This is a genomic window from Bdellovibrio sp. ZFWA1, from assembly GCF_056175665.1.
Window position 1 is genome coordinate 74,406 of the sequence record NZ_JBJKJH010000004.1, and the last position, 21,147, is coordinate 95,552.

General features: G+C 42.0%; 21 protein-coding genes. 11 read left to right on the top strand and 10 right to left on the bottom strand.

The genetic code is table 11. The features are described from left to right. Positions 1-93: 93 nt before the first annotated feature. Complete coding sequence (locus tag AC04MN_RS15120) at positions 94-303, bottom strand: hypothetical protein (RefSeq protein WP_475384049.1); 210 nt, start codon at positions 301-303, stop codon at positions 94-96. Positions 304-444: 141 nt separating this feature from the next. On the opposite strand from AC04MN_RS15120, the gene AC04MN_RS15125 reads away from it, so the two are divergent. Further along, positions 445-846 carry a DUF4423 domain-containing protein gene (locus AC04MN_RS15125; protein ID WP_475384050.1) on the top strand — a complete coding sequence of 134 codons (402 nt, stop codon included), beginning with the start codon at positions 445-447 and terminating at the stop codon, positions 844-846. A 118-nt stretch (positions 847-964) separates the two neighbouring features. Next, the gene (locus AC04MN_RS15130; RefSeq protein WP_475384051.1) at positions 965-1,324 is read left to right on the top strand and encodes a KH domain-containing protein; all 360 of its coding nucleotides are present in this window, start codon (positions 965-967) and stop codon (positions 1,322-1,324) included. Between the two features lie 6 nt (positions 1,325-1,330). Here the strand turns inward: AC04MN_RS15130 and AC04MN_RS15135 are convergent, their stop codons facing one another. After that, a complete protein-coding gene (locus tag AC04MN_RS15135; RefSeq protein ID WP_475384052.1) occupies positions 1,331-2,047 on the bottom strand; it encodes a substrate-binding periplasmic protein in 717 nt (238 codons plus the stop codon). A gap of 147 nt (positions 2,048-2,194) precedes the next feature. On the opposite strand from AC04MN_RS15135, the gene AC04MN_RS15140 reads away from it, so the two are divergent. Beyond that, positions 2,195-4,132 carry a methionine--tRNA ligase gene (locus AC04MN_RS15140; protein ID WP_475384053.1) on the top strand — a complete coding sequence of 646 codons (1,938 nt, stop codon included), beginning with the start codon at positions 2,195-2,197 and terminating at the stop codon, positions 4,130-4,132. A gap of 69 nt (positions 4,133-4,201) precedes the next feature. After that, positions 4,202-4,675: a hypothetical protein gene (locus tag AC04MN_RS15145; protein WP_475384054.1), complete on the top strand. Its 474-nt coding sequence runs from the start codon at positions 4,202-4,204 to the stop codon at positions 4,673-4,675. Here the strand turns inward: AC04MN_RS15145 and AC04MN_RS15150 are convergent. The 4 genes from AC04MN_RS15150 to AC04MN_RS15165 form a co-directional block, all read right to left on the bottom strand. After that, positions 4,672-7,419, bottom strand: a complete 2,748-nt coding sequence (locus tag AC04MN_RS15150) for an LVIVD repeat-containing protein (RefSeq protein ID WP_475384055.1) — start codon at positions 7,417-7,419, stop codon at positions 4,672-4,674. The two genes, AC04MN_RS15145 and AC04MN_RS15150, sit on opposite strands and share 4 nt — an antisense overlap. 150 nt (positions 7,420-7,569) lie before the next feature. Next, positions 7,570-8,529, bottom strand: a complete 960-nt coding sequence (locus AC04MN_RS15155; RefSeq protein ID WP_475381333.1) for a DDE-type integrase/transposase/recombinase — start codon at positions 8,527-8,529, stop codon at positions 7,570-7,572. Between the two features lie 59 nt (positions 8,530-8,588). After that, the gene (locus tag AC04MN_RS15160; protein ID WP_475381332.1) at positions 8,589-8,900 is read right to left on the bottom strand and encodes a helix-turn-helix domain-containing protein; all 312 of its coding nucleotides are present in this window, start codon (positions 8,898-8,900) and stop codon (positions 8,589-8,591) included. A gap of 67 nt (positions 8,901-8,967) precedes the next feature. After that, positions 8,968-10,368 (bottom strand): LVIVD repeat-containing protein, encoded by a 1,401-nt coding sequence (locus tag AC04MN_RS15165; RefSeq protein WP_475384056.1) that lies wholly within the window; start codon positions 10,366-10,368, stop codon positions 8,968-8,970. Between the two features lie 229 nt (positions 10,369-10,597). Here AC04MN_RS15165 and AC04MN_RS15170 point away from each other — a divergent pair, with 229 nt between their 5' ends. Continuing rightward, positions 10,598-11,956 carry a hypothetical protein gene (locus tag AC04MN_RS15170; protein ID WP_475384057.1) on the top strand — a complete coding sequence of 453 codons (1,359 nt, stop codon included), beginning with the start codon at positions 10,598-10,600 and terminating at the stop codon, positions 11,954-11,956. Then, on the top strand, positions 11,932-13,029 hold the full coding sequence (locus AC04MN_RS15175) for an alpha/beta hydrolase fold domain-containing protein (protein ID WP_475384058.1): 1,098 nt from the start codon (positions 11,932-11,934) through the stop codon (positions 13,027-13,029). The genes AC04MN_RS15170 and AC04MN_RS15175 overlap by 25 nt, the downstream gene beginning before the upstream one ends. On the opposite strand, the gene AC04MN_RS15180 is transcribed toward AC04MN_RS15175, so the two are convergent. Continuing rightward, positions 13,005-13,742, bottom strand: coding sequence for a patatin-like phospholipase family protein (locus tag AC04MN_RS15180; protein ID WP_475384059.1), 738 nt, complete (start codon positions 13,740-13,742; stop codon positions 13,005-13,007). The two genes, AC04MN_RS15175 and AC04MN_RS15180, sit on opposite strands and share 25 nt — an antisense overlap. A 180-nt stretch (positions 13,743-13,922) precedes the next feature. Here AC04MN_RS15180 and AC04MN_RS15185 point away from each other — a divergent pair, with 180 nt between their 5' ends. The 5 genes from AC04MN_RS15185 (at position 13,923) to AC04MN_RS15205 (ending at position 19,044) form a co-directional block, all read left to right on the top strand. Further along, the gene (locus AC04MN_RS15185; RefSeq protein WP_475384060.1) at positions 13,923-15,881 is read left to right on the top strand and encodes a hypothetical protein; all 1,959 of its coding nucleotides are present in this window, start codon (positions 13,923-13,925) and stop codon (positions 15,879-15,881) included. A gap of 5 nt (positions 15,882-15,886) precedes the next feature. Next, the gene (locus AC04MN_RS15190) at positions 15,887-16,981 is read left to right on the top strand and encodes a DUF2252 family protein (protein ID WP_475384061.1); all 1,095 of its coding nucleotides are present in this window, start codon (positions 15,887-15,889) and stop codon (positions 16,979-16,981) included. Positions 16,982-17,137: 156 nt separating this feature from the next. Continuing rightward, positions 17,138-17,680: a hypothetical protein gene (locus AC04MN_RS15195; RefSeq protein ID WP_475384062.1), complete on the top strand. Its 543-nt coding sequence runs from the start codon at positions 17,138-17,140 to the stop codon at positions 17,678-17,680. Between the two features lie 114 nt (positions 17,681-17,794). After that, on the top strand, positions 17,795-18,535 hold the full coding sequence (locus tag AC04MN_RS15200) for an endonuclease I family protein (protein ID WP_475384063.1): 741 nt from the start codon (positions 17,795-17,797) through the stop codon (positions 18,533-18,535). Between the two features lie 89 nt (positions 18,536-18,624). After that, positions 18,625-19,044 carry a hypothetical protein gene (locus AC04MN_RS15205; RefSeq protein ID WP_475384064.1) on the top strand — a complete coding sequence of 140 codons (420 nt, stop codon included), beginning with the start codon at positions 18,625-18,627 and terminating at the stop codon, positions 19,042-19,044. Between the two features lie 5 nt (positions 19,045-19,049). Here the strand turns inward: AC04MN_RS15205 and AC04MN_RS15210 are convergent, their stop codons facing one another. The 3 genes from AC04MN_RS15210 to AC04MN_RS15220 all read right to left on the bottom strand — a co-directional run bounded on the left by AC04MN_RS15210 (position 19,050) and on the right by AC04MN_RS15220 (position 21,141). Continuing rightward, positions 19,050-19,709 (bottom strand): L,D-transpeptidase, encoded by a 660-nt coding sequence (locus AC04MN_RS15210; protein ID WP_475384065.1) that lies wholly within the window; start codon positions 19,707-19,709, stop codon positions 19,050-19,052. A gap of 51 nt (positions 19,710-19,760) precedes the next feature. After that, positions 19,761-20,441: a rhomboid family intramembrane serine protease gene (locus AC04MN_RS15215; protein WP_475384066.1), complete on the bottom strand. Its 681-nt coding sequence runs from the start codon at positions 20,439-20,441 to the stop codon at positions 19,761-19,763. A gap of 61 nt (positions 20,442-20,502) precedes the next feature. Then, on the bottom strand, positions 20,503-21,141 hold the full coding sequence (locus AC04MN_RS15220; protein WP_475384067.1) for a 16S rRNA (guanine(527)-N(7))-methyltransferase RsmG: 639 nt from the start codon (positions 21,139-21,141) through the stop codon (positions 20,503-20,505). Positions 21,142-21,147 lie beyond the last annotated feature (6 nt).

Here is a 21,147-nt window from a genome sequence, read left to right on the forward strand (position 1 = left end):
TAAACCCACAGACAAGTCCTTCGGTAACACTTATTTATCGGTCAATACGCTATTGTCCTGTCCGAGCAACCCCCGCACAGAGTGGGCTGAAGTTTAAGTCAACACTGTGTTTGAAGGTGACTGATCCTGTTCCCAGTGTTTTCTTCTCAGTTCTTGGGCTTTCTGTCTAGCCCTTTCTCTTCGCTTCATTAGTTCGTAGCGGCCTTGGTGATGAACGGAGTTCGGGGCAAAGCCACCGTTGCCTTGATTGGGCCGGTGGAAGTTGTAGTCATAGATCTTTGCCCCGATCAACTTGTGAGCCACCTCTTCATTCTCGTACTGCTCTTGAAGATAAATTTCTTCTCTCTTTAACGTGCCGATGACTCGCTCTGTGCGAGCATTGCCTGTGGGTCTACCGATGCCACTGAGCCATGTCTACCAGATTTTGATTTAAGGAAAATCGACTTGGCAAGTTTTTTTAAGATATCTTTGGCCGAGCTCGATCACGAAATTGAAAAGCTCAACTCAGTCGGCCTTGTTAAGAAGGACTCGCAAGGAAATTTCATTTATCAAAAAATGGAAACCGATGAACACGAAGAATCCTATGAGTCCAGAATAAAAGTACAGCATCATTATCTTGATATTGCTCGCGAAGCCCTCTCTTCCGACGTTAAGGGCCCCAAAGGTCAAGGAGCTCTGGTCATCGCCGTCGACGAAGAAGATGTCGCCAAAATAAACGACATGCTTCACGAGTGCGTGGATAAAATAGCAACTTACGTCGACCGCAATAGAAATAAAAAAGGTCTTTACACAATTCTTGTATCATATTTTCCAGTGATGCGAATAAATTTTCTTAACAAAAAATAAACTGCGGCACGAAATCGAAGTCGCAGTTTTTAAAGTTAAGCGTCTAGATGTTTAAGCCAAACTCTATGATTACCAAATATTTCATTCCAGAATGAACAAAGGTCACAAGGAGCTTGATATGAGCGACAATAAGAAATTCGAAAACGTTAATGTTATAAAGGCTTTTCAGCCTAAATCTTTAACGAAGTCATTAAGCCTGAACGAGGAAGAAAAAACAAAAATTCGAGAATCAGCACGATTCACTTTAGAAAGCCTAGCGAAATCTCTTGTAGATCATCCTGAAGACATCAGTGTTGAATATATATGCGGAGAGCGAACTACAGTATTTAAGATCAACTGTCTTCAGCGGAATCTTGGGCAAATTATGTGCTCAAAGGGAAAAACTATTTCAGGACTTCGCGCTGTTATATCTGCAATTACTGCCCGTCAAGGAATTCGCTCGATAGTTGAAATTCCATTCTTTGAAAAAATAGACTAAAATATTTCAAAGCGGGTTTTTAATTTTCTCTGCGGCCTGATTGTATTTATTTAGAATCTCCAAGGAGTCAGGAAATCTTTTTGAAAACGCTAGGTAGAACTTGGCTTTTCCCGCTGGAAAAATTTCGAACTCTTCCAGCTTCATCAAATCAGAATTTTCAGCGAGCACATTTGCAAAAGCTTCCTTAAAGATAGCCGCATACTTAATGCGCCCTGAATGAAGCATTCTTAAAAGATTAAAATCAGACTTACAAACCTCTCTATGGATTCCTTTAAGGGAATCAAATTCAGGAGAATAAGCATAATCGATCGTGACTCCGACCCGGAGTGAATCCAGCTGAGACAGCTTTTCAAGCTTAGGAGCTCCTTTAAGGCTAACAATGATCACATCGTCGACAACCAAGGGCTTTTGAGGAAAATAGAATCGCTTTTCATTTTCCGGCGTTTTCGCAGTATGAAAACAACCCAAGGTCTTCCCGCTTTCCGCCTCAATTAAGCATCGTGAAAAAGGAACTGCTTTTAAATCGACATTCATATTAGCCAGAGCGAATTGCTTTTTTACCAACTCAACGGATAAACCAATAGGCTGATTCGTCTTTAAGTCTTTTCCTGACCATGGCGCCCAATCATCTTCTACAGAGATAGGCACAGCTCCCGCCCAGCCGACACAACTCGACAAAATCAAGAAAATAGGAATCAAATACTTCAAGCGAACAAACTCCATACGAGTAGCTTACCCACAAAACATCATAGACGCGAAATGGCTAATTCAATAATGCGCCCCGTTAAGGAAAATCTTTAAATTGGCGCTTCGTATATGATGCATCTATCTGAAATTTCTGCTAATTTCTAATCATTAGAGGTTCTAAATATGCATCCTACAACTAAGCCAGAAAATAAGTTTAATCCTCCTTCAGATGTTAAGTCTGTTTTAGCTAATTACAAACGTCCGAAGAAGATCGTTGTTACTGCCGGAATGCCCTACGCGAATGGCCCCCTGCATCTGGGGCACCTTGCTGGCGCACATGTACCTGCAGATATATACGCTCGATGGATGCGAATGCTTATCGGGGCTGAAAATGTTTTATTCGTCAACGGTAACGACGATCATGGCTCGACAAGTGAAGTTGCCGCAGCAAAAGCGGGAAAATCAACACGCGAGTTCATTGATACAATTCACGAAACTCAAAAGTTAACTTTGAAGGCCTACTCTATACAAACAGATATATTCACAGGAACCTCTCGAACCGAGACCTACCCTTTACATGAAGCCTATTCACAAGACTTCATGCGCAGAATGTATAACAATGGCCTACTAGAAAAACGTACGACTAAGCAGTGGTATGATCCAAAAATGAATCGCTTCCTGCAAGATCGCTTTGTTCGCGGCACCTGCCCGCACTGTGGATACACAGACGCCTATTCTGACGAGTGTGACTCTTGCCAATCAACTTACGAGCCCAGCTTGCTTCAAAATCCCCGCAGTGAGCTGAGTGAAGCTCAGCCCGAACTTCGGGACACAGCCCATTGGTGGCTGAATATGTGGAAAGTTGCCAACCCGTTGAAGACTTGGATCGAGTCTAAACAGAAGTCTTGGCGTTCGGCGATCATACAAGAGGTCATAAACACTGTCTTAATCGGATGCCGCTTCGAAAACATTCACGAACCCAAGTACAAAGAAATCAAAGACAGCCTACCAAAACACAAATCAAGATACGTTCCAGGCAAGAAGGTCGAATGTCTTTTTGAAAATCAACAAGATCTAGCGACAGCTCAGAAGATGCTAGAGACCGAAGGCATCCCTTCGGTTGTTACCGATAAATGGGGTTACCGCCCGATTACTCGAGATGTCTCGTGGGGAATCCCGGTTCCTGCAGAGATTGACCCTGATATGAAAGGCAAGACTCTTTATGTCTGGCCAGATTCTTTAATTGCTCCAATTGTCTTTACTCAAGTGGCACTTCAAAAAGCGGGACGCTCAATCGAGAAATACAAGGATTTCTGGTGTGACCCCGAAGCCAGCGTTGTTCAATTCCTTGGGCAAGATAACGTTTTCTTCTATGTAATTATGCAAGGAACGATGTGGTTAGGACACAAAAATAATCCTCAAGAGCTCCCTCAAAAAGGGGACTTACAAATGACGGAAATTTTGAGCTGTTATCACTTAATGGTTAACGGCGAAAAAATGAGTAAATCCAAAGGAAACTTTTACTCTGGAGATCAACTTTTAGAGATGGGTTTTGCCCCAGATCAGATTCGCTATTACTTAGCAATGTTAAGTCTTCCCGTTAAAGCATCTAATTTCGATTTTGCCCACTTTGCTGAAAGAAATAAGTTTTTAGCAGGCCCAATGAATGCGGCCTTTGAAAAACCCATTTCGGCATGTAATTCAAAATTTAACGGCGTCGTCCCTGAGGGAAAACTTATTGGTAAAGCAGAAGCCGAGACCGTGAAGCTTGTGCAAATGTACCTTCGCTCTATGCAAAAAGGCGATTACTCAACACTTCTTGGACAAGTAGAAAATTATGCCCGTTTGATCAACTCTCTTTTTGCTCAGTACAAGCCGCATGACGATCGCGCTCCTGAAGCAGAGAGAAAAGATGCTTTATTTACCAGTTTTTATGTCTTGAAAAATTTAATGATCATGCTTGCCCCTTTTGCACCCAGCACCGTGGATGAGCTTAGAAAATCATTGAATCTTCCTCCGGAAGTCCTACGAGCTGATGAACTCGGAACGGGCATCCCCGCCGGACACAAGATAAACGCAAAAGGTAATTATTTTCCGGCTGTCGCTGATTCCGAACAATAAAAATAGGCCCTCTGGGCCTATTTTTATTATCAACTTGCCCACGGAGCCGTTCTAATCCACCATTAGCCTATGAAGCAGAAAAAACAATTCATCGCTATTGCCCTTATAACCCTCTCTGTGGGATTTTTTTCGACCTTCAAATACTATCAATACCTTCAGCAAGTGAAGTTAAACAACGCAATTAAAAAAGAAGCCCTTAATTCTCTTGATGTTGTGATTGAAGAAAAAGCGCCATTGCTTGTCAAAAAAAATATCTTTATTTCGCCTCACTTTAAGGAACTTATCAGATCTATCAGTCAGGTCGAAACAATTGCTGAATACATCAACGAGGACAAGCGAAAATATTTTGAAGTACAAGTTCTTTTGCCAAACGAAGAATCTATGCAAAAAATTGCGGAAAAATTTGATTTGGCTTTAAATTCAAAAGAAGATCTTTCAAAAGTTGAGTACAAAGATAAGTTAGATTTTTTTATCTTGAAAACCAAAGTCGACCTAAAACTTGAAAACAATCAATGGATTACTACCGAGTCGAGCCAACCCTAATTCCCCATCTTAACCCAAGACGCACCATCACAGTACTTCATATTTGATGAAGTACTGTCAAAATTGATCGCTCCGGCAGCCCCAACTGGCGAAGAACATCCGGCACCACCGGCACCTGGGACAGGCCCCATCGCCCGCAAAACGGCGCCATCACAGAATCTATATATATTTTGAACTGAATCAAAATCCATAACCCCAGCAGTTGAGCAGGCTCCTAGATTAACTGATGGGTTGTGCTGATAAATATAGATCCCAGCTTTACTATTTGAACCTACAACCAAGCGTCCAGCATCAAAAAGAGCGTCTCCAAAAGGAACCGACCCCCCATCAGTCACATGGTCTTGAAATAAAGGGGCATTAACATCCGTAACGTCGATCGCCGATATCGCACCGACCCTTATCACGTACAAAGAATTCCCACCCTTTAAAAGGTTGTCCGATGAGTAGTTTATATAAGCGGTCACAACATTTCCCTTTAATACGGGACTCGTGGCGGTTGAATAGTCCAGAATATAAATGGTTTTATTAGAACCATGTGCATAGTAAACCGTACTTCCACTAGCAAAAACATTGGTACAACTTGTTAGTGAGCCATTGGAAAAAGTATTTGATATAACCGGACTAGCAGGAGTTGAAAAATCAATCAAATCTATAGCGCCCGAACTTCCACAAGCCACGGCCTTATCAGCACTAATAAAACTAGGCACCCTCGCCACGCTCGCCACTGTTAAGACGCCCACCGAGGTCATACTCGCAGGTAATCCACTAAGACTGTATGTCGACAGCCGTTGATTGGCGACCACAAACACATTTGAGCCATTTACTTTTAACCCATAGACATTCGCCAGAGCCGGATAAGCGGTAGAAATAGCCGACAGACTTAAATTATTTACATTTGAGATATCCACAGCACTTAGTGCATATTTATTCAAACCACCTGCCAACAATAAATAACTACTTCCATAAAACTCAAGCACGTTTGGACGATCCATCGTCGGCTCGACGAAGCTTGATAAATAAACGGGATTTTCAAAATCTGTTACATCAAACACGCTCACCTGATTGTAGTTTGGACTCAATGCAAAAAGATAATTTCCCAGTCGCTGCATCGTTAACACTTGTGCTGCAAACGGAAATCGATCGAACCTTTTCTTCACAGCATGAACGGTTCTATGAAGGCCAAAATCAAAGATTTCAAATCCTCCATTGCCGGCAAGGTAAACATAGTTACCTTCGGTTGCAATAGAATTACCGGTACCAAGAAGCACCGGGGACGTCGCACCTTTGAATAACAACGGAGCCGAAGCTGCCGAAGCAGAAACAAATCCAATCGCTGCAGAGGACGTCATAAACAAAACAGAAGAGCCTGAAACCACACCATGGCTTGCAGAATTTGTCGGCAAAGAACCTGAAATCACAGGCGAGCTGATATTTGAAATATCAATCACACTTCCAGGATTTGCATTGGAAATACCTACATATGCGTAAGTGCCGTTAACTCCAACAAAAGTAGCCGAAGCAAATTTTAAAAGATCATAGATAGACGACGTTAAACTTAAGGATGCTGGATTTGTGATATTCACAACCGCAAAAGTTTTTGAAGTCGCACATGCTAGTATCAAATACGAACCATATATTTCAGAATCCTTGCAACCTTGGACATTCGTGTTGGTAAAAGTACTGGCCACTGTCGGAGAACTCTTGTTCGTAATATTGACGACGGTTACTCCCGTTGATGTCCCCACATAGGCGTAGTTTCCATTCACGGTGACACTTACAACGCCAGTTAAATTAGCTCCATCAGAAATGGAACCAGTTAAAATCGGAGATCCTGGACTTGAAATATCAAAAATATGGAAATAACCCGTAGCAATACCATAAAGATAATTTCCAGCTATAGTTAGTTGCTTTCCACTGGTTCCGTTTGGAACAGCAAGAGACGTAACATGTACGGGATTGAGGGCATTAGTGGCGTTGACGACAACTAGATTTCCTGCCCCGGTAGAATAAGAATATAAATATGAATTCTTAACAGCCAACCCTGATAAAGTAGAATAGGCACCGGTAAAAGCAATAGTAGCCTCAACAGTAATTGTCGGTGCTGAAGCCGTACTAATAACTTTGATTCCACCTGTTGCCGAGTGTATAATTCGCGTTCCGAATTTTTTAAGAGCTAAACCATTTCCCCATGCAAGGCCTGAGCTTGGAGCTATTGGACTTGTAGGATTACTTATATCGAACACCGTAACGTTGCGAACTCCGGAGTAATTAGAAGCATAAAGATAGTTTCCAAGAATCTCGATGTCTTCGACAGCCGATAAGTTGTTATTATCGACAACAGTTGTCGCAATGGAAAGGCTCGCTGGATTTGAGATATCAACAATCCGAAGTGCATTTTGATTCATACAACCAATAAATGCGTAATTTCCCGAAATATCGAACGAACGGCAGCCCGTGTTTGTATCAGTCACTTTACTTAAAAAAACTGGATTTAAAGGATCGGATACATCATAAGCGCCGAATTCGGAGTAAGCAGCAACATACAATGTATTGCCTACTAGCTTAACTTCACCCATGTTAGATCCACCCAAATTCCCGGTCACCTTTTTTAATCTTACAGGATTTACCGGATCAGAAAGGTCGTAGTATGCATAGCCGCCCATTACAGTCATATACAACTTATCGCCAATGGTAAATGCCTTCCCAGAGCCATTACAGTCAGCTAAAGAAAAATATTTTTCCAAAACAGGATTGTTTTTATCGGTTACATTATAGATGTACATCAAGGCCGAATTCGAAGAACAAATATATAAGTAATTTCCTGCCGAGGTAATAAATGAAGGCGAACGACTGTTGTCCTGTCCGAGCAACCCCCGCACAGAGTGGGCTGAAGTTTAAGTCAACACTGTGTTTGAAGGTGACTGATCCTGTTCCCAGTGTTTTCTTCTCAGTTCTTGGGCTTTCTGTCTAGCCCTTTCTCTTCGCTTCATTAGTTCGTAGCGGCCTTGGTGATGAACGGAGTTCGGGGCAAAGCCACCGTTGCCTTGATTGGGCCGGTGGAAGTTGTAGTCATAGATCTTTGCCCCGATCAACTTGTGAGCCACCTCTTCATTCTCGTACTGCTCTTGAAGATAAATTTCTTCTCTCTTTAACGTGCCGATGACTCGCTCTGTGCGAGCATTGCCTGTGGGTCTACCGATGCCACTGAGCCATAGCTTCAACCCCTGGATCTCGATGTTGTTCTTGGTATAAGCCGCCGTATTAGCACTGCCATGATCGGCAACGACGATTGGACGAAGTGCCCCATGCGGCAAAAAATCAATGCGCTCTTTGGCAACGGCTTCAGTGACAACTGTTACCACTTCGTGTTGAGTGATTTTGTGATAAAGGCCCCAAGACAGGATTTTTCTTGAGTGCCAGTCAAGCAGCACGAGTAAAAACATAAACTTGCCGTTCACATTGACCCACGTCCAATCCATCCCCCAGATTAGATTACTTCGCCAAGGTTCATGCAACAGCATGTCCTCTGGTGGGACGATGAGCTTGGGCGGCTTTTGTTCAAACGGATGATTCAGGCCGTGGGCCTTCATAATCTCGGCGACTTTGGTTTTACCAATGAAAGCCTTGGCGTTTTTCTCTAAGTGGTAAGCAATACGTCGGCAGTGCCAGTCGGGATTTTTCTTGGCGAGCCTTACCACGGCCTTTTCTTCTTTCGGTGTGATCTTGTTTTGGCCGCCACCGCCACCGTGATTCTCCTTTAAGCCATTTTCCTTCCATCGATAATACGACCGAGGATGCACCTCAAGCGCATCACAAATCTTCTTTACTGAGTGATGCTTAATATGCTCATCCACGAAGGCCCGGAGGGCCTCTCGTTGATCCTTGGTCAAATGACGGCCATATAGTGGCCCCTCTAAACCAAGCGACTCTTTTTTTTCATTGCAGCGAGTTCTATTGAAGTTTCGAGTAAGGCTTGAGCCAGCACTTCTTTTTCGGCTTTGAGTTCTGCCATCGCTGGATCTTCTTTTTGCTTTGGACCGCGCTTGATATCTTTTAGACCCGCAATCCCGCTTTGAAGGAACTTCTGCTTCCAACGCGAGAGTTGCGCTGGCGCAATGTTTTCTCGGCGACAAACGGCGCTTGCGCCCAGGCGTTCGGCCTCTAACACCAACTCCGCCATTTTCTCTGCTGATCTTCTTGTCCGCTTTTTCTTTGCTTCGCTCATTGTGACCCCTTTGTATCATGGTTTGTTCTCCTTTGAGAACTAGGGCTATCTTCGAGATTTCAGCTACTTAGCTCAAAATCCGCACACTTTTTTGACTTAAATTATCCCGCCATCTGTGACGAACGAGCCCGGACAGCACACTGTTAACCCCGGCTGTCGGCAACTGAAATTGATTTTTATATACTGGAGAGGCAGGGGTTGTTAAGTCGTGGACAAAAATGGCTTCATTGTTTCCATTCATTGAATACATATAGTTGCCAACAAAAGTGATATCCTCTGCTGCCGCCATAGTATAATTGGTAATATTACCGATCGAGCTGCCTAATGTCTTTTGTAAACTGACATCAACAGAATAAAAAACACGCTCAGTATCAAGAAGAAGCAAGCGATCACCAGAACTGGCAACTTTAGTAAGTCCGCTGGTCCCAGCACTGGGAATAAAAAGAGAATTAAGCAAAATAGGCTTCGCCTTGTCTAAAACACTGAAGGTGTGAATTTGCCCGCCACCCAAATTTCCAGTAGGGTTCGTAGAAACATACAAATAATCACCATTATCCGTATATATATCCGCCATGTACTGGAACAGTGTCGTATTAGAAATTTTTGTTCCTTGTGCAATATTCACGGGGTCCGTAATGTCGAATATCCCCATCGTATAAACACTTGAAGCTCGCCCCAAAAGATATAGGTAATTTCCAAAGGTTACGCTTTTAACAATTGTCGTAAAATCAACAGACGTCTTCGATGCCGCGACTGACAACGAAGACTTATTAGCCAAATTCACTGAAACAATGGCAGCACTTGTAGTTACTAGTAGATGACTGCCGGTATTTGAGATTCCCACACTGTTTGCAGTCCCATTTGTTGAGGTAAACAACGAAACCGAAATCATATTTGCTTTGTCAGTCGCGTTTACAACGGCCACCTTGAAATTGGACGTATTGCTTACCACATACAAATAATTTGCATAGAATAATAAATAAGCACCGTTATTAAAGTTGGAACTGGTAAGAGTTCCTATTACTGCCGGTGTCGATCCCGACAAATCAAATGAATAAACCTTGTCAGTACTAACTGCGTATCCGAAAGATCCAGAGACAATAAAATCTGCAAATCCCGTATCCGCATCAGGAAGCGTATAAGTTCCAAGATCCGTTGGCGAACTTAAGTTCGAAATATCTAATACGATAATTTTTCTGGCATCTAAGATGTAAGCCCTAGTACCCGACAAGACCATCTTCAGAGGATTACGAGTACGAGCTGCCGTTAAATCAGAGAATGATTTCTTTAAAAAAATCCCTCCACTTTGGGCGACCTGCCAATTCGTACCGTCACAGTACTTATAGGTTTTTTCAGCAGTAAAATAGTCCAGAGTCCCTGCAACTGCAGTAGGTGTCGAACAGGCCGAATAGACCTTTCCACAAGAAAAAACTACTAAAATGATTAGAATCAAACGTTGCAAAATCATTAATATTCTTTTCGGCAAGCAGAATACATACCTGTAATAATGTGACCATACTTTAGATGTGAATTCACAATAAATGTCACTAAACTGTTCCGACAAAATCTTAATAAGCAAAACACACTAAATCGCTTCAACTTGAGTCAAAGCTTTAGTCAAAACGACTCAAATCGATACAGAAAAACTTAAAACACTGTGCATCTATTTTGCATAGCCCTAGATCAAAGGAATAAAAATGAAAAAATATCTTATATCAATCATAGTGTGCTTAGCCTCTTTCCTTTGCTATCTAAATACATGGGCTAACTCCTTGCCCGAGTACGCAAACCGAATTGAAGAATTCCTTAAAATCACCTCGATCCAAGTCGAGGAGTTTTCTCTGTATTTAGATGATTTAAAGAAATCACCAAATGAAGCTCATTTTATTGAGGCGGCAAAAAAGGCACTTCAGTTTCAACACGAAACTCAAGCCACAGAGGTCGAAAAAATAAAATTACTTTATAAAAAGATCTTCATTGAAAAAACTGGGACAAAAGAAGACCGAAAAGCATTAGTTTATCAAGAGTCGAATCTCTCTATCGCAACTCAGCGTCAGCTTGAGATGCTAAAAAGCTTCATTCAGAAGCAAAATAAACATGAGTACGTGCTGGCCAGTGAATTAAATAAAATGACCGTTCAGATGCGCATCTTAACAACCGACCTCAAAGAAGGAAAATCAATCGAAGTACCAGCATCGATGGGTATTGGACAAGTATTTCAAGCAAACCAGAAGTTCCTACGAACTTTGTGCACAATGGCTGCTGGCTTCTGCACCAGAGCTTCGCTTTCAAAATTAATGGACTCTTTAGATGAAACCCGATTTTTACGAAATCGCCAAAGCTACCAATACGAAAATATCGATCCTATAAAGCAAGAGTTAAGCAAAAACGAAAAAGCAGTCTTTATTCTTATAGGAAATCATGATCAGCCCTTAATGGATATTGCCTTGGCTAGAAAAGTGGCCTTAAAGCTTGGAAGTGACCAACACATTACTATGACAAGGAAATCAGTATATCCCATTCCGCCGCCTGAATCGGCAGGAGACGTGGTTTTTGTTGTCGACAACGATCCAAAATCAAACCCAGTACAAGAAAGTTTAGATATTTTAAATAAAAATATCCTTCAAGATGGAAAATCAAGAGTCAGCCTGGCAGTATACCCAGAGGGGATGTTACCCTATACTGGCGGTCAGATGCCCATGACAGTCAAAGAAGGAGCTTTCGTTATCGCAAGAAAAATGGCCGCCCAGTTAGAAGCCAAAGGAATTCCTGTCTACTTAGTGCAAATGAAAACAAACATCATCGAACATTTAACTGCGATAGAAAATATTCCCGCAAAAGTAAAAATGGAATTCATTGAAAAAGTGCCCTCAAACCCAATTGATAAATCAAAACCAGATCTCTGGATTGAAAGTAAACGAATCCAGGCTGAAAATTCTTTCAATTCTCACCGCGGCATAACTCAAATGGATATTTTTAATTTGGACAAAGCACCTCACTCTAAAATACCCTACGGTATAGAGATGAGAAAATGTTCGAAAATATTTACATACTAGTTATAGGTCACATACTATTCATACAAACGGGGGTTTTACTTTTCGCTCCCGTTCGCTATTTTCGTTGGGGATGGATGTGGATTCTACAAATCCTTGTTACCGAATGGCCCGCTCTTTGGATGGTTCTACTCGGATTTGCGTGCTTCGAAAATTGGACTTTTCTTATCTACGTGCCTTTGATTTATTGCTACTTAAAAAGTCGACACACAGAATTTCGAAATTATCAGATTCAAGTAGATACCTTAAAAAAAGACATGAACCATAGCCCTTACTCATTATTGCAAGAGATCATTCACTTTTTTTGGCCCTTTCAAAAATCGCCTAAATTAACGAAGGAAACGTTCATTTTTGCTTCTGGCATTTCTCATGATTTCTATCCGAAAAAAAATTCAGAATGTCTATTAATTCACATTCACGGTGGCGCTTGGATTCATGGAAATTCAGAACAGTTAAAATCCAATTTTTCCATTTTTAAACAACTAAATTGCGATATCCTTTCCGTTAACTATTTTAAATTACCTGAGCACAACTTAAACGAAATCTGCACGGCTCTTGAGCAAGATCTTAACGAAATCCTAGTTCGATTTAAAAAGAAAAAAATTATTCTTTATGGGCGCTCCGCCGGAGCCCATTTGGCTTTAACCATGGCCCAGCGTTTTTCTTCACTCCCCTTCCATGTCGTAGCTCTTTACCCAATATCCGATCTAAAAAGCTTTTTTATGGCAGGAAATAAAAATGATATTTTGAATACGCCAGAGCTAATTCGTATGGCCTTACGGATAAACAGAAATGAAATGATTAAAGAAGAACACTTCGAATCATGTAAAGACTTAAGTCCCCTGCAATGCCTAACAAACACCAAATCAAAGTACCTTTTAATTCATGGAGAAAATGACCCTGTGGTTCCGTTCCAGCAAAGCGAATTGCTTTTTACAAGCTTGTTGGACAAAAAATATCCAAGTCTTTATCTAAGGTTTTCAAAGGGAACCCACGGCTTCGATGGAGTCCCGAATGGACCAAGTATGAAAATATTCAAAAAATATCTACATCATTTTTTAATGGATAGATCTTGATCCAACCATTCGTTGGTTAAACGACAATACATATCAATAACATCTGCACCTAAATGCATTCGATCAGGCCCCATTTTTACAGAACTTGAGGCTTTAAAGAAAAGATTCGAATCATGCAGGTCTCTATACCAATATCTGTCTTCGAATCGACTAAAAAAACCATCTGCGGGTAAATAATGTACAACGGTTGCAGAGCTATGATTCTTTAAACCGCGAACACCAGCACGATCGCGAATTCCCCCATCCCAATAATGATGATCACCTATACGAACTGGATGGAAAAAAAGAGGCACTGCTGACGAGGCCCTGACTGCGGCAGCAACACTTCCCTCTGTTAAGACTTCGGTTCTTTTTTTATTAATGTTAAATACCGAAATATACAAAGGTATCTGTGCCTGGTTAAAGTCGCTGACGTAATGCTTTCTTAACAAGTCCTCAAATTTCTTTCCCTGTAAATATCCGTAACCCCATGCTGGATCCCAAAAATCATCTTTCGATATACTTAAGAACAACTCGCGAAGTTGCTGCGTACCAAGCCCGCTTGCAACACCTGCTGCAACTAAAGCCCCGGCACTGCTGCCACTGATGGCTTCGGGCCTTAGTCCTCTTTGTTCAAATGCAGTATAAAAACCTAGATGAGCGAAAAAGCCAAAGAACCCTGAAGAGAGACTTAGAGTAAACGGAGTGTTAATTAAGTGATCGACTCTTTTCACGTAGGGCTCCTAAAAGTAGCCACAATTGTATCTCACTACGAGACAATCCAGCAACCTAAACCTTTGTTATATTTAGCGAAAATGCGGTCGCTGTCAAAAAAATAGCCACCTCAAATGACATAAAATTGGCTCTAGATCTGGCGCGGTCCTTGAAATGCTTCTCAAGTAGAGGGAAATTTTATGAAAATGAAATATACAATGAAGTCAGTAATAACGGCACAAATTCTAGCTACTACCCTGGCGGGCGCGGTGATGCCCACGACTAGCTTTGCACAAGGTCCTCAGTGCTCCGATTTATTTATTGAAAATATCAGCCCTGAATTACTGATTCAAAAGGAAGCTTCAAAAGACCCTCTCGTTGAACTTCGCGAAAATATCGAAACCAACTACAAAGAACGAAACTCGATTCTTGCAAAAAGATATCCGCAGTTGGACTTTGTCTTTAAAGATCCAGAAGCATTTGTGAAAACCATGAAGGATCGCTTCGAAGCCCAAAAAAGTCTGACACCTGAAGATCCACGCCTATTTAACTTTCCCGAAGCCGCCACCACAATGAAGGAAATCCGTGGTGACCTTGAAAAATTCCGCCAGGAGCTTGTCATCGAACTTCAGACAGCCAAAGGTACAACTTCGAACAAATTGGCTCATACAATTTTAGGCCGTCGCTCGTCGAAGGTTGAAACCATCACCAAGGTGCTTCAATACGTCAAGAAAGTTCAATCCGATATCGACACGATGGTTGAATCTAACAACTATCCTTACCGCGACACCGTATACACTCTTTACTATTACTCTCGTGTGCGTGGCTTCTTTCAATTTAAAGAGCTAAACACTTACCACCAAGTTGCTAAGTACATCGATATGGTCATGCACGGCTACCGCCGCCTGAGCATTGACGCCGAACTAAGCCTATATCAATCAAAAGGCAGTCCTATCTTACAAGTAAGAAGTGGCAAAATTGCCAATGAATTCCGCATCGCCGAACTTCCTTTCCGAGAAGCCTTCGATCGAAAAGATACTCTGGAAATGGTCATCATTCCTTCGGTCTATGCATTGGGATCATCTGCATTTATGCATGTCTTGCCTCATAAAATACACTTCCTCGGAGCTACAAATACTCCCGTACCCGCTGACGGATTTAATCGTCCGGGAGGCCTTTTCTGGATGCATGATGTCCGCCACGAAGCAGATAGATACATGAAAATGAACGCATATCGAAAAGCCCAAAGCTTGTCCCCAAAACAAGAAGAAACTTTAGCGATGCTTCAACAAAAATGGCACGCTGAATTTTTGCAACTTAAAAATTCTGTGGCAGCACCTGAAGTAAAAGCAGCCCTAGAACATTATCATTTCTACACACACCACGATGTGGGTGTTCCATTGACGCCAAGTATGTTCTTAAATCATCACAAAGATGGAATGTCTGTCTACTATGCCTTCTTGTGGCACAAACAAAATGCGAAGCAAGACCCAGGCTTCAAAGACTGGTTCAAGAACACCAAAGAAGCCCAGGCTATTCTTGAAAAATTCTGGACTGAACGCCTACCATTGGAAAAAGCGCTTTTGAAAAAGGACCCAGTAAAAATTAACAATTGGGAAGAGTGGTTTCCGCAAAGCCACGAGATGAAGAAATCAAATATCTCCATCTTTAACAAAGCTATCGAAACCCAAACACTGGTTCGAGTAGCAACGGAAAAGAATGCAGTAGAAGGAACCTTATCAAAAGTTTTGTACTCTCAAGATGGCACCCCAATCTTTGTACAATTCTCGGGGCCCGCACGAATTGTTGATAATGGTTTAAAGGTGATTCCAGGCCAAGGCGCACAGGTTCACGCTGGTGGCTACTCTAGCCCTATTGGTAAAATTCAATCTGTCATGGCTGATGGCCAATTGACTCAGATTTCGGCCCTTAAGAACAACCAAGCAGTTGAAATCAAGTACGAATCTGGCGTTACCGTAAAAGGCCAGATCAGTAAAACAACAATGGATGAACTGAACCAACCATCGATACTTACTTTTTCAACGGCAGAAGTTCAACTAAATGAAATGAAGCTCTACAAACCTGAATGGGGAAGCTTTGATCTGATTCTGGGCAATCAAGTGAAATCGATTGAATTCCTTCAAGCGCCGCTACAATAGTTAATATGAATTTCCTAAGAAGACAGTTCACACTTTTTAAAGACAACCAAAAGCAGGCCCAATTAAAGCGGCCCGCTTTTATTGCTGGTATTGTACTTATTTTCTTGAAATCTTCCCTGGTCTTTGCGACCTCCGCGCCGAATTGCAGCTCTTTATGGTTCACTACAAAAAAGGAACTATTTCAATCCAAGAGGCAAATTGAAAATACCTGGCGACCAGCCACGACGAAAGATGTATTTATAAATTTTCGCGCAAATGCGCCGCACTTTTGGAACTGGTTAAAAGACCAAAAGACTTCCCTATTAAATTATCGCGGCAGTGTTGTCGGCGACCCTCACCTCCTTAATTTTGGCGCTATCTTCACAAAAAAGAAGACCGTCAAATTTGGTTTTATCGATGCAGATGACTCGGGTGTTTCGGCTCCGTTCATTGGAGACGTGATTAGACTGCTTAATGGTGCCAGAGCTTCGGGGTTGAAATTAGCCGACAAAGAAGTTTTTGAGGCCTATCTCGATGGACTAGTAAACGAGAATAAAAATCGACCAGATTTTTTAGACAAGCTTGAAAATAGCGCCGAGACAACCTATCTCGAAAAACAAAATAAATTCCTAAACGATAATAGTAATAATCTGGGATTTTCAAAAGAGTCCGCGGCGCAGCCAATCGATGCGGCTGCCGATACCATCAAGATCGAATACAATAAAATGAAACCCGTTTTTGAAAAGATATTAACAAATTATTCAATAATTGACGTCGGAGCCTATATTAAAAACAGCGGCGGCAGCCAGGGAATGATTCGTTTCTGGTATCTTGTCGAAGCTAATGGCCACAGACAAATCATCGAGTTTAAACAAGAGTCGGCTCCGGCAACCGCAGCTTTCGACTTGAACCAAAAGACTTGGCAAGAGCGCTTCGTAACATTCACAGAATATTTTCGGCCCGAAACGGAGCCCTATGGGCCTTATTCCTCTTTGACTACTCAGGGAGGCGATTATCTTATCCGTCTTAAGGAAAAGCCTTTAATTCAATTCGATCCAGCGGAGTTAACCAACCCTAAAGACATCGATAGAGCCCGAGAGTGGACTTTATATATGGCATGAAAGCTTGGCTATAGCCATGGAAAGCAAACTGAAAGCTCTGAATACAAATTTATTCTCAATTCAGACCAAAAAGCACAAATGGCCGTTTTAGAGCTATCAAATCAATACTACCTAAAAATGCTTTCCGAAATTAATGAACATTGATATGAACTGCTTATGCACTCACTGACGTTTTTCTTTTTAATTGCACTTCAATATCCCTTTGCCTCTTCGGCCGCCATTCTGCATTTTTATTCTCACCCCAGAGTAGAACAGTCTCTTTTTCATGTCGGCATTGAACTGCAAGGCTATTTCTATGAAGCCGATACACGTTTAGGAGGCCGAGCGCTCGAAATTTCTAAAATGAAGTCTCGTGGAGATGCGCAGATCGAAGTCGCAGATGAACTTGTTTCTTTACATGACCTTCAGTCACAAATGGGCCTTGCCTTCGACTATAATTTCATATGGGGTGACAATACGACCTATTGCTCGGAACTTGTCGGTATTGCCCTTGGAATCGAACCAACACCAATGAGTTTTGTCGGGACTCACTACCTGAAGTACTATCCAGACTGGATAAATCGAAACGACCCCGGCCTATCCCCTGATCAAATATGGGTGTGGGGACTGAAGCACGGACGACTTTTAAAGAATGCAATCCCCGGCTTACCGAACACATATAGTGGCAACTCTAATCCGCGCTTTATAAAACCTCGCTAAAAATTTCTTTCATAAACTTACATTTATGCGCTTAACGTCAAAACACAACTTTGACATGAATCCTAAACTTCCTTGCGCTATGTAAAGTCTTCAACAATTTTCTGAGGGGGAAATTTGTTTAAGGCTTTCATCCTATCTGGTCTTCTATTAGTTAGCATCTCAAGCCACGCCGGACTTAAAGAACAAATCGGCGAAAGAATCCGCAAAGCGCACAAGCCTATTAGCTATCAGCGCGCTCAGGTTGAGCTTCTTGGCAATATCTCGTTGGTCGAACTTCCTGGACATCAATATGCTATTCATGAAGTTTACTGCCAGACTCTTTATGGAGCTGGGCACTTAGGCGGCCGAGTTGGCCCCAGAGTCGAACCCGATTCAACAATTATCAATGTTGAACACACTAAGCCTCAAAGTATGTTCCGAGATAAAAATTACTTCCGAGAAGCCGTAGGCGATCTTCACCACCTATATGCTTCAGACAGCCCAGCCAATTCAATGCGAGGCAACTTTCCCTTCGGTGAAGTCAGTACCATTAAAAATACACCTCGCTGCTTTGATGGATCCCAACAAGAGTACAAATCTGGAGCAAAGCTTGGATCGTCAGCCGATGGTCGCCAACTGGTCTTTGAACCACCGGCAGCCCACAAAGGAAATGTTGCCCGTGCCTTATTTTACTTCTCGGTTCGCTATGCCTACCCTTTAGATGCCAAGGAAGAGGCCGTTCTTCGTAAATGGCATAAAGAAGACCCCGTGGATGAAGAGGAGATGCGAAGAAATAACGAAATTGAAAGCATTCAAGGCAATCGCAACCCGTTTATCGACACCCCTGATTTGGCAGATCAAATCTCGGATTTCTAATAATATTTGCTTTATATCAAAAGAGGTCTTGCATATCAGCAGGACCTCTTTTATTTAGCCCCTTCGATCTAAAACTGAGGGGAATCAAAGTGCTTCTAAGACCATTCAATCATATGTTTTTGATTTCAAGCGTACTTATCACCTCTTGGTATTGCCCAGCGCAAGCTTTCAACTCAGCATTCAGCAAATTAGATGTGCCAATATCAATTGGCAGCGAAGCTTCGGAAAGCGTACGGCAAATCGAATGTTCAAGAGATAACTTCGAATTGTACATACAAATCGGAATCAGCAACAATGAAAACACCTGGGTTCGATGGCAGCTCGGCACCGAAGAGAATAACGGAACTAAATGGGTGCCTGAACTAAGTGGAATGGGACCTTGGCAAAAAGAACAACAAAGCCAAGATGCTTTTTCAAGCTATGATGAGAACACGGCGATCTCGTTTAAAAACAACAAAGTTGTTCTTGTATTCGACAACGATAAGGCCGTGTTATTTTTTTGCAAATAAAGAGCTTAGTCTTGGATCGTGATCCAAACTTTATAAATACCGTGTTCGCGAACTAAACGATTGAAGATGTAAGCATTATCAGGGTGAAGTCGAACACATCCGTGAGAGGCTCTACTTCCAAGTTTAGGCCAGTTTGGCTTCCCAGTCCCGTGCACGGCAAATCCGCCCTCGATAAAAATCGCATACGGCATATTTCCTAGCCCATTATAATCACCGCCTGGATATTTGGACGACGTGTAAGAATCGTAAATACGACCATTTGGATGCTTATCGAAGTTCGGAGTCCCGTAACCGACAGCGCCGGTTGAGACCTTCCAAGTGTGCTTATGCTCTCCATCGATATAAAGGTAAGCTAACTGGGTCGACTTAACAACTTGCAACCAAACCTTGCATGAAGAGCGTTTACATTGAGACACAGCGAATAGATCAAATAAAAATGGAGCTTGTCCTGTTGATTCGAAATAGTCTTGATCCAAAGCTTCAAGTTGCTGCTCGATATTTTCAGCAAAAGGATTCAATTCATCAAAATTTTCGATTTCTTTTGCAACTGGAACCGCGACTTCAACTGATTTGTTTTCTGTCGCCGTTTTAGCAACTGGCGAAACTTCTTTCGCGCAAGCTGCAAATACAAAGACCGCACACACTGCTAATATTATTCTAGACATAAAGACCCCTTTTTTGATCAGGAGCCTTCATACCTGTACACCAAGAGCGACTCAAGGCTCGCGCAGCGCAACAAACACTTCTTTGGACTTAATTTTGGTCCTAAAAAGAACATAAAAAAACAAACCACTACCTAGACCAAGCACAAAACCTAAAAAATGCGATAAATAGCTGATATGTGGGTCAAACGCTGACGAGGGCATAAAAACGGCAAGTGCAACCCCTAGGCTCCTTAAAAGACGCTGCTTCAACGACTTCCGCAAATCAATTAAGAAATAAGAGATCAACCAAAATCCTGCAAGCCAGTAACAAACGCCGGAGGCTCCAAGAATTCCACCAGCACCCACTGCCTGATTTAACACAATTAAGTTTATAAATGCACCGAACCCAAACCCAGCGAACAAAACCGACACACCAAAATATCCGACAATGAAATAACTTAGATAAATAAATATAATCAAATTTGAAAGTAAGTGCCCAAGATCTGCATGGATCAATGTGCTAGAAAGCAGTCGGTATAAATGGCTAGGAGCAGAGTAAGTCAATTCATCCGCCAAAAGAAATGACGAGCCCACCTGCTTTAAAAGTTCCCAGTGCCAGACACTCATCCCTGCCAACAAAATGATAAAAAAAGAAGTCCACCAAAATGCGGACTCTTTGGGTTTTCCAGAAATATAGGTTTCGGTTAGTACGTACTCTATTTCGGTATCTTGATCTATCGCTTCTTGATCCATAGATTAAATATGGATGCTATTCAAGGTGCGTCAAGCACGCGAACAAATGATTTATAAAAACCTATTCAGCCTTTAAGTTAATGAGAACTAAATGGCGCTCGACCTCAAGTACTGGTGATCGAAGTTCGTGGATATCAAAGTGGACAGGCTTGAATTTCTTTTGAGCCAATTGCAGTTCTTCCTGAATTTTTTCCATTCGAGCTTTAAGTAAAAAATATGTCCCCCCCCGTTTGTAATAGCTTCGACTCACATCCAGGATTACGTCAACGGGCTTAAATCCACGAGCCGTCACCAGTTGAATATCTGCCAGATCAACTGGAATTTCTCCATGCACATGGATATTGCTCGCAATTCTTTGGCACTTCCATAGAAATTCTTGTTTCTTAGGGCTTTTTTCGTAAAGGTGAAAATTCACTGCTGGAAAACAGATCGCATACAAAACCGCAGGCAAACCTCCGCCACTGCCAAAATCGGCCACGGACTTTAAATTCGTCGGAAAAAACTTTAGCGGAAGCAAACAATCAATCACATGGTTATCCAGTAACTCCTCGATAGTCATTTTCCTAGAGATTAAATTGAGTTCTTCGTTGGAGGCCCAAAGAAGCTCCATGTAAGCAATAATTTTTGGGAAGGCTAAGGAGGGGACACCCAACTGCTCTAAAATTTCGGCTTTTGAATTTACTAGATTTTGTATAGACATGATATC